General features: G+C 59.1%; 11 protein-coding genes and 1 pseudogene. 9 read left to right on the top strand and 3 right to left on the bottom strand.

The genetic code is table 11. The features are described from left to right. Positions 1 to 69: 69 nt before the first annotated feature. Entirely contained in the window at positions 70 to 456 is a 387-nt protein-coding gene (locus tag AC13RE_RS05280) for a c-type cytochrome (RefSeq protein WP_488562184.1), read from the bottom strand. Between the two features lie 89 nt (positions 457 to 545). Continuing rightward, positions 546 to 1,127 (bottom strand): thymidine kinase, encoded by a 582-nt coding sequence (locus AC13RE_RS05285; protein ID WP_112399123.1) that lies wholly within the window; start codon positions 1,125 to 1,127, stop codon positions 546 to 548. Positions 1,128 to 1,370: 243 nt separating this feature from the next. On the opposite strand from AC13RE_RS05285, the gene AC13RE_RS05290 reads away from it, so the two are divergent. The 9 genes and pseudogenes from AC13RE_RS05290 to AC13RE_RS05330 all read left to right on the top strand — a co-directional run bounded on the left by AC13RE_RS05290 (position 1,371) and on the right by AC13RE_RS05330 (position 10,572). Then, a complete protein-coding gene (locus tag AC13RE_RS05290; RefSeq protein WP_488562544.1) occupies positions 1,371 to 2,318 on the top strand; it encodes a choline ABC transporter substrate-binding protein in 948 nt (315 codons plus the stop codon). 184 nt (positions 2,319 to 2,502) lie between these two features. Then, the gene (gene choW / locus AC13RE_RS05295; RefSeq protein WP_488562185.1) at positions 2,503 to 3,348 is read left to right on the top strand and encodes a choline ABC transporter permease subunit; all 846 of its coding nucleotides are present in this window, start codon (positions 2,503 to 2,505) and stop codon (positions 3,346 to 3,348) included. After that, entirely contained in the window at positions 3,345 to 4,394 is a 1,050-nt protein-coding gene (gene choV, locus AC13RE_RS05300; protein WP_132717194.1) for a choline ABC transporter ATP-binding protein, read from the top strand. The genes choW and choV overlap by 4 nt, the downstream gene beginning before the upstream one ends. 36 nt (positions 4,395 to 4,430) lie before the next feature. Then, the gene (locus AC13RE_RS05305) at positions 4,431 to 4,922 is read left to right on the top strand and encodes a HugZ family pyridoxamine 5'-phosphate oxidase (protein WP_488562186.1); all 492 of its coding nucleotides are present in this window, start codon (positions 4,431 to 4,433) and stop codon (positions 4,920 to 4,922) included. Between the two features lie 365 nt (positions 4,923 to 5,287). Continuing rightward, a complete protein-coding gene (locus AC13RE_RS05310; protein WP_015340680.1) occupies positions 5,288 to 5,605 on the top strand; it encodes an ArsR/SmtB family transcription factor in 318 nt (105 codons plus the stop codon). 341 nt (positions 5,606 to 5,946) lie between these two features. Then, a complete protein-coding gene (gene aptA / locus AC13RE_RS05315) occupies positions 5,947 to 7,275 on the top strand; it encodes an omega-aminotransferase AptA (protein ID WP_112399126.1) in 1,329 nt (442 codons plus the stop codon). A gap of 121 nt (positions 7,276 to 7,396) precedes the next feature. Then, positions 7,397 to 7,800: pseudogene (locus AC13RE_RS05320) on the top strand (endonuclease domain-containing protein). A gap of 172 nt (positions 7,801 to 7,972) precedes the next feature. Then, positions 7,973 to 9,670, top strand: a complete 1,698-nt coding sequence (gene ade / locus AC13RE_RS05325) for an adenine deaminase (protein WP_488562187.1) — start codon at positions 7,973 to 7,975, stop codon at positions 9,668 to 9,670. Positions 9,671 to 9,753: 83 nt separating this feature from the next. Next, positions 9,754 to 10,572, top strand: a complete 819-nt coding sequence (locus AC13RE_RS05330) for a DUF2066 domain-containing protein (RefSeq protein WP_488562188.1) — start codon at positions 9,754 to 9,756, stop codon at positions 10,570 to 10,572. Between the two features lie 18 nt (positions 10,573 to 10,590). On the opposite strand, the gene bglA is transcribed toward AC13RE_RS05330, so the two are convergent. Beyond that, a complete protein-coding gene (gene bglA / locus AC13RE_RS05335) occupies positions 10,591 to 12,237 on the bottom strand; it encodes a beta-galactosidase BglA (protein ID WP_488562189.1) in 1,647 nt (548 codons plus the stop codon). Between the last annotated feature and the right edge of the window lie 120 nt (positions 12,238 to 12,357).

Below are 12,357 nucleotides of genomic sequence, written 5' to 3' on the forward strand. Positions count from 1 at the left end.
GAAAACATTCCCTCCCCTACCTTTGGCGCAAGACTAGCTGCTTCCGGAGGCGAAGGAAATGCTCGAAAGCTACTGAGCAGCGGCCGGGTTCTTCAGATAGGCGATGAGATTGTCGAGGTCCTTGTCGCTTTTCATGCCTGGAAACGCCATCCGGGTGCCTTTGACGAGGAATTGCGGCGCCGGCAGATATTTCCGAAGCAACGCCTCATCCCAGACCTTGCCATCAGCCCCGAATGCCCTCATCGCCGGCGAGTAGGCGTAATCCGGCTTGCTTGCGACGGCTCGCCCGACGATCCCCATCAGCGAGGGACCGACGCGATTATCAGGGCCGGTCGCCGTGTGACATGCCCCGCATCTCTTGAAAACGGCGGCACCGGCGACCGCGTCGCCATCCGCGAGCACAAAGGAAGCCGAAGCAAACAGGATGACCGCCGACGCCAGACATTGCAGTTTCATCGTCTCTCCCCGTCAGCCTCGACTTCGATAGGCAATTACGTGCCGAAAATAGTCAGAACCGCCATCGAAAGCCTGCACGAGCGGCTGCTTCACTCGCAGGTAATCGCCTCTTCCCAATGACGACGGCATAGCGAGACATATTTGTCGCTGCCGCCGATCTCGATCTGCGCGCCTTCGCGGACGACATTGCCGGCGGCGTCCAAGCGCACCACCATCGTCGCCTTGCGCCCGCAATGGCAGATGGTGCGCACCTCGCGCAATTCGTCGGCGATGGTCAGCAGCTCTTGCGATCCCGGAAACAGATGTCCATGGAAATCCGTGCGCAGCCCGTAGGTCATGACCGGAAGATCGAGGCGGTCGACGATATGGGCAAGCTGCCAGACCTGCTCGCGCGTCAGAAATTGGGCCTCATCGACGAAGACGCAGGCAAGCGGCTCCTTTGCATGCATTTCATCGACCATCGCATAGAGATCGTCGCTGGTTTCGAACGGCAGTGCATCCATCGTCAGTCCGATGCGCGAGGCGATCGTGCCACGCCCGGCGCGATCGTCGAGAGCTGCGATGAAGGCTGCGGTGCGCATGCCGCGCTCCTGATAATTATAGGCGGCCTGCAGCAGCATGGTCGATTTGCCGGCATTCATCGTCGAATAATGGAAGTAGAGCTTGGCCATGACATTCTCCTTGAATGCTTCATGGGAGCTGCGCGACAATAATGAAAGATAGTCTCGGCGAAAACCACAGGATTCAGGCGTGTTTCATCGAAGGACCAAAAGCCTTGGCCAGCGGCGGACAGAAAAAGGCGGGCGTCGCATTCAGCCCCCTCAAACCGCCGCAAATACACTGTGGTCGCTTGAAAATGTCAGTTATTGATGGTTGCTTGGGAACGTTAGACTGGGAGTCACGCAATGATAAAAATGACCCTTACTGCATTCGCTTTCGCTTCAACTCTCTCCGCATTGACATTGGGAGCCACCACAGCCTCCGCAGCCGAACCGGCAAGCTGTGGCACCGTACATTTTGCCGATGTGGGCTGGACCGATATCACCTCCACCACGGCAACCGCCTCCGTTCTTCTGAAGGCACTCGGCTACGACACGGACGTCAAGGTGCTCGCCGTCCCGGTGACCTACCAGTCGCTGAAGAATAAGGACATCGACGTCTTCCTCGGCAACTGGATGCCCTCCATGGCCGAGAACATCAAGCCGTTCGCCGCGGACAAGTCGGTCGAAACCGTGCGCGCCAACCTGGAAGGCGCCAAGTACACGCTCGCGACCAACGAAAAGGGTGCCGCGCTCGGCATCAAGGACTTCAAGGATATCGCCGCTCATAAGGACGATCTCGACGGCAAAATTTACGGCATCGAGCCGGGCAACGACGGCAACCGTCTGGTGATCGACATGGTCGACAAGAACACCTTCGGCCTCAAGGGCTTCGAAGTGGTCGAGTCCTCCGAGCAGGGCATGCTGGCGCAGGTGTCCCGCGCCGATAAGGAAGGCAAGCCGATCATCTTCCTCGGCTGGGCGCCGCATCCGATGAACACCACCTACAAGATGACCTATCTCACCGGCGGTGATGACGTGTTCGGACCGAACTTCGGTGGTGCGACGGTCTATACCAACGTCCGGGCCGGCTACCTGCAGGAATGCCCGAACGTCGGCGCCTTCGTCAAGAATCTCGTCTTCTCGCTGCCGATGGAAAACGAAATCATGGGCAAGATCCTGAACGACAGCAAGGAGCCGGAAGCGGCTGCCACCGAATGGCTGAAGGCCAATCCGTCGGCGATCACGCCCTGGCTTGCCGGCGTCACCACCAAGGATGGCGGTGACGGCCTGGCGGCGGTCAAGGCCAAGCTCGGCCTGTAATACGAGGATGGATGGAGGGGCGGCCAAACCGCCCCTTTCTCTTCCTTGAACGGACTGCTTGCTTTCGCGTCCCGCCATCACTCGGACAATGGTCCGCCTGGCGTGACAGACCGTTATTCTACGGCGGCACCTCCGGCATCATACGCAACCATCGGAAACGCCGCCCCCAATCGTGGGCAAAGATGTGAACTGGTTAACCGATTACCGCATCCCCATCGGGCCGTGGGCCAAAGCCGTCGTCGATTGGCTGACGAGCAATGTCACATGGTTCTTCGATGGCCTTTCCTTCTTGGTCGCGCACGGAATCAAAGGGCTGCTGTTCCTTTTGCAGGCACCGCATCCGCTGATCGTCGTCATCGCCTTCACGGCAATTGCCTATTGGATGCGCCGGAGCGTCACCATCACGGTCCTCACCCTGATCGGCCTGCTGATCACCATCAACCAGGGCTATTGGAAAGAGACGACCGAGACGCTGGCACTGGTATTGGCCTCCACCTTCGTATGCATGCTGGTGGGCGTGCCCCTCGGCATCGCGGCAGCACGCCGTCCCTGGCTTTACTCCATCATGCGGCCGATACTCGATCTGATGCAGACCATCCCGACCTTCGTGTATCTGGTGCCGGCAATGATCCTGCTCGGTCTCGGCATGGTCCCGGGCCTGGTTGCCACAGTCGTCTTTGCTCTTCCCGCACCGATCCGCATGACTCGCCTCGGCATCATTTCCACTCCCCCTTCGCTCGTGGAGGCAGCTGAATCCTTCGGTGCGACGCCTCGCCAGGTTCTGCGCAAGGTCGAGCTGCCCTTTGCCACGCCGCAGATCATGGCTGGCCTGACGCAGACCATCATGCTGTCACTCTCGATGGTCTCGATCGCGGCACTCGTCGGCGCCCCCGGGCTCGGCGTGCCCGTGCTGCGCGCACTGAATAGCGTCAATGTCGCCAAGAGCTTCGATTCTGGCGCCTGCATCGTCATCCTGGCGATCATTCTCGACCGTATGTTCCGCGCGCCCGGCGAAGGAGACCACTCATGACCGTCGCCGTCGATTTCAAAAATGTCAGCATCATCTTCGGCGATCGTCCAGATGCCGCCCTGAAACTCGTCGACGGAGGCAAGTCGCGCGACGAGATCGGTAAATCCACCGGCATGGTGCTCGGTGTAGCCAATGCCTCGCTGCAAATCGAAGAGGGCGAAATTCTCGTGCTCATGGGTCTGTCCGGCTCCGGCAAATCGACGCTGTTGCGCGCCGTCAACGGACTTGCGCCTGTGGTGCGTGGCGAGGTCGTCGTCAACACAAAGACCGGCCCGATCAACCCCTACACCTGCAGCCCCAAGGCGCTGCGTGACCTGCGCATGCACACCGTCTCCATGGTCTTCCAGCAGTTCGCCCTGCTGCCATGGCGGACGGTCGCCGACAATGTCGGCTTCGGGCTCGAGCTTGCCGGCGTGCCGGATGCCGAGCGCAAGAAGCGGGTCGACGAGCAGCTACAGCTCGTCAACCTCACGCAATGGGCCAATCGCAAGGTCAATGAACTTTCGGGCGGCATGCAGCAGCGCGTCGGTCTTGCCCGTGCCTTTGCAACCGGAGCGCCGATCCTGCTCATGGATGAGCCGTTCTCCGCGCTCGACCCGCTGATCCGCACCCGCCTGCAGGACGAACTCCTGGAATTCCAGCGCCGCCTGAAGCGCACGATCCTATTCGTCAGCCACGATCTGGACGAGGCATTCCGCATCGGCAACCGCATCGCCATCATGGAAAGCGGCCATATCATTCAGTGCGGAACGCCACAGGAGATTGTTAAGAATCCTGCCGACCAATATGTTGCCGACTTCGTGCAGCACATGAACCCGATCAGCATGCTGACGGCGCGGGATGTCATGCAGCAAGGCGTCGGACATTCAGCCAATGCAGGTTCCGTCACCGCGACGGCAACCGCCGCGACACCGCTCATCGATATCCTCGACGCCTTGACGCGCCAGCCGGGCAATATCGGCGTTGTTGACAATGGCACGATTATCGGAACGATCTCCGCGCAAGACGTGGTGTCGGGCCTCACCAGCCACCGGCGAAAGGAGTAGTCGTTCGCGACTGCTCCTCAATTCATGGAGCAGGCAATGAACGACAAGCCATCGGTGCTGAGGGAAACGCATGAGGATGCGCGCATTCAAGCGCGCGACCTCATGCGCACTGCCTCACATGCAGCCTTGGCCGTCATCGATCCCGACACCGGCTTTCCCTCCGTCAGCCGCGTCCTGACTGCCATGGATGCCGATGGCGCTCCGGTCATCCTGGTCTCCGGCCTCGCCTCACATACCAAGGCTTTGATGAAGGACAGCCGTGCTTCGGCGCTCTTCGGCGAGCCTGGCAAGGGCGATCCTCTCGCCCATCCTCGCCTGACCCTACGCTGCAGCGCGGAGCGCATCGATCGGCAAAGCCAAGCTCACGATCGCATCCGAACGCTTTTTCTCGATCGCCATCCGAAATCCAAGCTCTATATCGACTTTCCGGACTTCTGCTTCTTCCGCCTCGTTCCTCTGGATGCCAGCCTGAACGGCGGCTTCGGAAGGGCTTATATCTTGTCCTCGCAGGACCTGATGATGCTTTAAACCGAAAACAATGCGCGCCGGCAATAAATCATACAATAGTGCGAGAATTAGTAGTCGGACAGCTCGAAGTAGAAATGGCTGATATTGGCGGGTTGCAAATCTCCGGTGACCAAATTTGGCATATTTGCTGCTCCGAAACGATAAAAATCGACCTATTTTGGTCTAATCGAGCCCTGGATGGGACGTTGGGGACGCTTGCATCATCGCCGGAGCATCATACGTACATATCTAAAACAGCATACTCGATACCTTAAATTTAGGTATATACAATCTTCGACTGGTCTTGGTATTGTTAGATATCGGTAAGGACCGGGTTGGAAATAGCACAGTTTCTGATGTACGCTCCGCATTGGGAAGTTTAAAAGATGAAGACAAGAGATTTGGCCGAACACTCTAATGTTGCGGCAGCATTATTATCAGCAATGGCGAACCCGAAGCGTCTTTTGATCCTTTGCAGTCTCGTTAAAGGCGAAGTTCCAGTTGGCGTTCTTGCCAATCAGGTCGGACTGAGCCAATCAGCACTTTCCCAGCATCTTTCGAAGCTTCGTGCCCAAAAGCTGGTCAAGACGCGTCGTGATGCTCAAACTATTTACTACTCCAGCACATCGGAATCCGTGATCCGTGTTCTCGAAACGCTGGAAGACATTTATTGCGAGCCGGAAAAAAGTAGATCGGCTGCCTAAGAGCTAAGATAGCTCCCGGCCTGTCGACGTATGATCTTTTGGGACAATTTAAATCTCGAAAGATCGACTTGCTTTCATTACCAGGTGTTTTACTGCTTTAACTGGCAAATCCTTGGATTTGCCAGTTTTTTCATATTGGGACTACCTCACGGCGCTTCGTGGTCCGTTTTCCGCCCCGACATGTCGACACGCATTCTTCGACGCTCAACCTGTCGCCCTCACCGTCATCTTTGCCTTGACGCCAAAAAGGCGGCTGATAATTTGACCAAGCAGTAAATATAATAGCGCGGCGTAGGCCGTAGCCGGGAAATGGCCCCCCGAATTGGCCATTGGAGAACAGCATGTCGGACCGTTTGAATGCCGCCCCCAACGATTTGCGCGCCTTCTGGATGCCGTTTACGGCCAACCGCCAGTTCAAGAAGGAACCGCGCCTCTTCGTCAGCGCCAAGGATATGTATTACACCACCCATGACGGTCGGCAGGTGCTGGATGGAACTGCGGGCCTGTGGTGCGTAAACGCCGGGCACTGCCGTCCGAAGATCACCGAGGCCATCCGCCAGCAGGCAGGCGAACTCGACTACGCACCTGCCTTCCAGCTCGGCCACCCCAAGGCTTTCGAGCTGGCGAACCGGCTGGTCGATATTGCCCCTGAGGGTATGGACCACGTTCTTTACACCAACTCCGGTTCGGAATCGGTCGAAACCGCGCTCAAGGTCGCGCTTGCCTATCACCGCGTGAAGGGCAATGGCTCGCGCTTCCGCCTCATCGGCCGCGAGCGCGGCTATCACGGTGTCAATTTCGGCGGCATCTCCGTCGGCGGCATCGTCACCAACCGCAAGATGTTCGGCACGCTGCTGACCGGCGTCGACCACATGCCGCACACCCATGTGCCCGGCAAGAACGCCTTCACGCGCGGCGAGCCAGAGCATGGCGGCGATATTGCCAGCGAACTGGAGCGTATCGTCACTCTGCATGACGCCTCGACGATCGCGGCCGTCATCGTCGAGCCGGTCGCCGGCTCCACCGGTGTGCTGATCCCGCCGAAGGGCTATCTGCAGAAGCTGCGCGAAATCTGCACCAAGCACGGCATCCTGCTGATCTTCGACGAAGTCATCACCGGTTTCGGCCGTCTCGGCACCCCCTTTGCCGCCCAATATTATGATGTGAAGCCGGATATCATCACGACAGCCAAGGGCCTGACCAACGGCGTCATTCCGATGGGCGCGGTCTTCGTCACCTCGGAGATTCACGACGCCTTCATGCAGGGACCCGAGCACATGATCGAGTTCTTCCATGGCTACACCTATTCCGGCAACCCGATCGCCTCGGCCGCGGCATTGGCGACGCTGGACACCTACAAGGAAGAAGGCCTGCTCACGCGCGCAGCCGAACTTTCCGACTACTGGGCCGACGCTCTGCACTCGCTGAAAGACTGCCCGAACGTCATCGACATTAGAAACACCGGCCTGATTGGCGCCATCGAGCTCGATCCCATCGCCGGTGAACCCACCAAACGCGCCTTCACCGCCTTCCTGAAGGCCTATGAAAAGGGCCTCCTGATCCGCACCACCGGCGACATCATCGCGCTGTCGCCGCCGCTGATCATCGAGAAACATCACATCGACGAGCTGTTCGGCAAGCTGAGAGAGATCTTGCAGAATAATATCTGAGGCGAAATATCTCGTTGCCTCTTCTCAATGAGGCACGGTCATATCGGCGCATTCGAGGTATCCCCTCTCCCCGCCTGCGGGGAGAGGGTTAGGGTGAGGGGCCGTTCACAGGGATAACGAGATGCGCGGTCCGGAACCTAAAACGACACAGCGCACAAGAATGCTTCGTCAATCGGACAACGATGCCGCGGCACAACTCTGGTCGGAACTTCGCAACCGTCGGCTGAACGGCTTGAAATTCGTTCGGCAGCTTCCAATCGATCCTTATTTCGCTGACTTTGCCTGCCGAGAGCGATCCCGGTCATCGAGATCGATGGCAGTCAACATGCCGACAGCAAGCACGATACCATTCGCGATGAATTCATGACCAGTGAGGGCTGGTCTGTCGCTCGCTTCTGGAACATTGACGTCCTTACAGCCACGCCAGCAGTTCTCGAAACCATCGTAGCGATCTGCGAAGGAAGGTTGACCGAAGTTATTGCGGCTCGTGACTTCAAGTTTCTTCCTGCAGCGCGTTCGAAATAGCCCCTCACCCCAGCCCTCTCCTCGCACGCGGGGAGAGGGGATCTTAGTTTTCGCAAGGTCGCAAGAAACACCGTTCCATCAACAAATTCGGATAGATCCCCTCTCCCCGTAAAACCGGGAGAGGGCTAGTGTGAGCGACTACACGGAATCACAGCGATTGCAGGAAGAAGCCATGACTACCAAACTCGAACGCTATATCGACCAGGGCGTCGGCCGGGAGCCCGCCGATATCGTGCTGAAAAACGGCCGCTTCTTCGATCTGGTGACGGGAGAGCTGGTCGCTTCGGACATCGCCATTTGCGGCGATCGCATCGTCGGCATTTGCGGCGATTACCAGGGGCATGAAGAGATCGATATTGCCGGCCGGATTATCGTTCCGGGCTTCATCGATACCCATCTTCATATCGAATCCTCGCTGGTGACCCCGCTCGAATTCGACCGCTGCGTCCTGCCCTATGGCGTCACGACGGTCATCTGCGATCCGCATGAGATCGCCAATGTGCTCGGCACGGACGGCATCCGCTACTTTCTCGACTGTTCGCTGGAAACCATCATGGATATCCGCGTCCAGCTTTCCTCCTGCGTCCCGGCGACGCATCTGGAAACCTCCGGCGCTGACCTGCCGATCGAGAAGCTCCTGCCCTTCCGCAATCATCCCAAGGTCATCGGCCTTGCAGAATTCATGAACTTTCCCGGCGTGATCCATAAGGATCCGGTCTGCATGGCGAAGCTCGAGGCCTTCCAGGGCGGCCATATCGATGGCCACGCGCCGCTTTTGCGCGGCAATGACCTCAACGGCTATCTCGCGGCAGGTATCCGTACCGAACATGAATCGACGACATCAGAGGAGGCGCTGGAAAAGATCCGCAAAGGCATGCATATCCTCGTGCGCGAGGGCTCCGTCTCCAAGGATCTGCACGCGCTGATGCCGATCATCACGGAACGGCTGTCCCCTCATCTGGCGCTCTGCACGGACGACCGAAATCCGCTCGACATTGCCGAACAAGGCCATCTCGATTACATGATCCGCACGGCGATTGCCCATGGCGTCGAGCCGCTGGCGATCTACCGCGCCTCCTCGATCTCCGCAGCCCGCGCCTTTGGCCTTCGGGATCGCGGTCTCGTGGCGCCCGGCTGGCGCGCCGATCTCGTGGTTGTCGATAGCCTGGAAAACTGCAAGGCCGAGATTGTCTTCTCCGCAGGCCGCCGCGTTACCGCCGAACTCTTTGCGACCCGCGGTTCGGTCGAGCCGGTCGGTCTCGACAGCGTCAAGGCCCGCCCGATCAATGCCGCCGATTTCGGTGTGCCGGTAGCAGAAGGCGAGAGCTCCGTCATTGGCGTGACGCCTGGCAAGATCATCACCCAACATCGCCGCTATCGCCTGCCGACCAAGGGCAACCAGACCGATATCGACCTCGGCAACGATATCATCAAGGTCGCCGTCATCGAGCGGCACGGCAAGAACGGCAACCATGCCAACGGCTTCGTCCAGGGTTTTGGGCTGAAGAAGGGCGCGATCGCCTCGACCGTCGGCCATGACAGCCACAATATCTGCGTCGTCGGCGTCAATGAGGATGACATGGCGCTGGCCGCCAACCGCCTCAGTGACATCAATGGCGGCTTCGTCGTCGTCGAGGATGGCGTCGTGACTGGTGAAATCGCCTTGCCCGTCGCCGGCCTGATGAGCCTCGAGCCCTATGAAAGCGTGCGCGACACGCTGCATCATCTGCGCCAGGCGGCCTATGCCCTCGGCGCAACGCTGGAAGAACCCTTCCTCCAGCTCGCCTTCCTGCCCCTGCCCGTCATCCCGCATCTGAAGATATCGGACAAGGGCCTGGTCGATGTCGACAAGTTTATGCTGATCGGCTGAAGGCGGCAATCGTCCGTCCTTGTTTCGATCCCCCCACCTGGATTATCCTGTGTGCTTTCCTGCTCGGACGCCGCAGGGAGGGAATGGTGCGAAATCTCGCTTATGCGACGAGTTGGCAGCTACTTGCGCTGCTGTTGACCGCGTCTCTTCCTGCATCTCAGGCCCAGGCCTTCATGCCTGACGATGTCTACACGAGCGTCTGTGTCGTTACCGGCCAGGGACCGGAAAATCGAGCCAAGGGCTTTGCCGATTGTCTGGATAAGGTTCTGCCCCGCGTTTCCGGCAATTCGCGATTGGCTGACAGCCCTCTCATGCGGACCGCTCGCGAGCATGCGGCCGACTACGTCGAGGAATTCACGTATCGCGACAAGCTCGCGGGCCGTCCTATCCATGATGAGCAAGGCACCCACGACCGACCCTTCGACCTCACATGCCGCTTTCGCAAGGAACGCATCGACGATCTGCTCGAGAGGCTAGGCACCCGCCCTTGGCTCGCCAAACGGCCGGTGCTCGAAATCCTGTTGACTGTCCGTCGTGGTGACTTGAGCTATCAGGTAACAGCCGAGAGCGGTCGCGATTTGGCCATGCGCGAAGCATTCACGGCAGCGTCCGATCTCACCGGCATCGACGTCGTTTTCCCTGCTGAGGGGAAGTTCCAAGCCGGTTCGACAGCGGGCGCCATTCCCTTATCAGGCGATTTGGAGTGGAATGAGAGCGCCCTAGGCTGGGTCGCGACATGGACGCTAAGCGATCAGCAAAGCGGTATTGAACCGCATGACGTGGCATGGCAGGTGCGAGGCGTGAGTTTCGACGATGCGTTCCGCACGGCCCTTAAAGGTGCCGCGCAGATTCTATCGGTAAACGGCGAACCCGCCGGCGCCTTGGTCCTTGTCAAACAATAGGCCTTCGGCCAACTTCGATTATTCGACCCGACCGCAATAGACGTCCAGTGCGGCAAGCGCCACCGTCGCTCCGGCATCCGCTGTGCCAAACCCCGGCATGGCGATCGTCTTGCCGAGCTTGATATCCTTCGGAACTGCGACCTTCACCGGCTTGCGGGAGAGATTGAAGACGAACAGCAGCGTCTCGTCGCCCTTGGAGCGCGTGAAGGCGAGAACGTCTTCCTCCGTGTCAAGGAAGGTCATGTCGCCATCGCGCAGGGCCGCATGCTCGGCACGGAAGGCCAACGTCCGCTGGTAGTGATGCAGCACCGAATCCTCGTCGGCTTCCTGCTTGTCGACGGCGAGCGCCGCATGCTGGTAGGGAACCGGCAGCCATGACTTGTCGGCCGTCGTGAAGCCCGCATGAGCACGGCCCGCTTCCCAGGGCATCGGCGTGCGGCATCCGTCACGCCCCTTGAAGGCCGGCCAGAAGCGAATTCCGTAGGGATCGCGCAGATCCTCGAAGGCTAACTCCGCCTCAGGCAAACCGAGTTCTTCGCCCTGATAGAGGCAGATCGAACCGCGCAATGTGGAAAGCAGCGAAATCGCGAGCTTTGCAACGCGCGGCTGCTCCTCCTCCGTTTTGGCAAAGCGGCTGACATGCCGCTGGACATCGTGGTTGGAAAAGGCCCAGCAGACCCAGCCATCAACGACATTGTCCTGAAAATCGCTGACGCAACGGCGGAAATGCGCCGGCGTGAAATCAGGCCCCAAAAGGTCGAAGGTGTAACACATATGCAGCTTGTCGCCGCCGCTGGTATAGGCGGCCACGGTCTGCAGCGAGCGCGCACCATCCCCCACTTCGCCGACGGTCGCGCGATCCTCATATTGGTCGAGCAATGCCCGGAACCGCCGCAGGAAGCTGATATTCTCCGGTTGCGTCTTGTCGTAGAGATGGTTCTGCATCCCGTAAGGGTTGCTCTCGGGGGCATCGAGCCCGCCGGTTGCGACGAGCGCCGGCGGATTGTCGCGAAGCTTCTTGTCGCAGAAATAGTAGTTGACCGTATCCAGACGAAAACCGTCTACGCCGCGATCGAGCCAGAATTTCACGGCCGCCAGCACCGCATCCTGAACCTCAAGATTGTGGAAGTTCAGGTCCGGCTGCGAGGTGAGAAAATTGTGCTGGTAATATTGCCGGCGTACGCCATCCCACTCCCAACCCGGCCCGCCGAAAATCGACAGCCAGTTGTTCGGCGCGGTGCCATCCGGCTTCGGGTCGGCCCAGACATACCAATCCGCCTTGGGATTGTCGCGGCTTGCGCGGCTTTCGACGAACCAGGGATGCCGGTCCGATGTGTGTGAGATAACCTGGTCGATAATGACCTTCAGCCCGAAGTCGTGTGCTGCCGTCATCATCTCGTCGAAATCGGCAAGCGTGCCGAAAATCGGATCGACATCGCAGTAATCGGCGACGTCATAGCCCATATCGGCCATCGGTGAGGTGAAGAACGGCGCCAGCCAGATCGCATCCACTCCCAGTGTGGCAATATGAGGCAGGCGCCGGGTTATCCCCTTGATATCGCCGAGCCCGTTGGCATCCGTGTCCTGAAACGACCGCGGATAGACCTGATAGATCACGGCCCCGCGCCACCAGTCGGCTCCCGCCGCTTTATTCGTCGATTTCATCAAACCGCCTCGATATCGCACAAGGCCTCCCAGTTTGCACACTCATGCGCAGGCGGCAAGCCGCAATCGGCCAAGCTGCCAAACCCAACCTCCGGGCGATAAATTCGCAGTATCAATTTT

Source organism: Martinezella sp. CNPSo 3959 (assembly GCF_057784355.1).

Bases quoted from the DNA above. Each gene is read 5' to 3' on its own strand.
- choV (WP_132717194.1), top strand. From the start codon at position 3,345: ATGACCGTCGCCGTCGATTTCAAAAATGTCAGCATCATCTTCGGCGAT.
- AC13RE_RS05285 (WP_112399123.1), bottom strand. From the start codon at position 1,127: ATGGCCAAGCTCTACTTCCATTATTCGACGATGAATGCCGGCAAATCG.
- bglA (WP_488562189.1), bottom strand. From the start codon at position 12,237: ATGAAATCGACGAATAAAGCGGCGGGAGCCGACTGGTGGCGCGGGGCC.
- AC13RE_RS05280 (WP_488562184.1), bottom strand. From the start codon at position 456: ATGAAACTGCAATGTCTGGCGTCGGCGGTCATCCTGTTTGCTTCGGCT.
- aptA (WP_112399126.1), top strand. From the start codon at position 5,947: ATGTCGGACCGTTTGAATGCCGCCCCCAACGATTTGCGCGCCTTCTGG.
- ade (WP_488562187.1), top strand. From the start codon at position 7,973: ATGACTACCAAACTCGAACGCTATATCGACCAGGGCGTCGGCCGGGAG.
- AC13RE_RS05330 (WP_488562188.1), top strand. From the start codon at position 9,754: ATGGTGCGAAATCTCGCTTATGCGACGAGTTGGCAGCTACTTGCGCTG.
- AC13RE_RS05305 (WP_488562186.1), top strand. From the start codon at position 4,431: ATGAACGACAAGCCATCGGTGCTGAGGGAAACGCATGAGGATGCGCGC.
- AC13RE_RS05310 (WP_015340680.1), top strand. From the start codon at position 5,288: ATGAAGACAAGAGATTTGGCCGAACACTCTAATGTTGCGGCAGCATTA.
- AC13RE_RS05290 (WP_488562544.1), top strand. From the start codon at position 1,371: ATGACCCTTACTGCATTCGCTTTCGCTTCAACTCTCTCCGCATTGACA.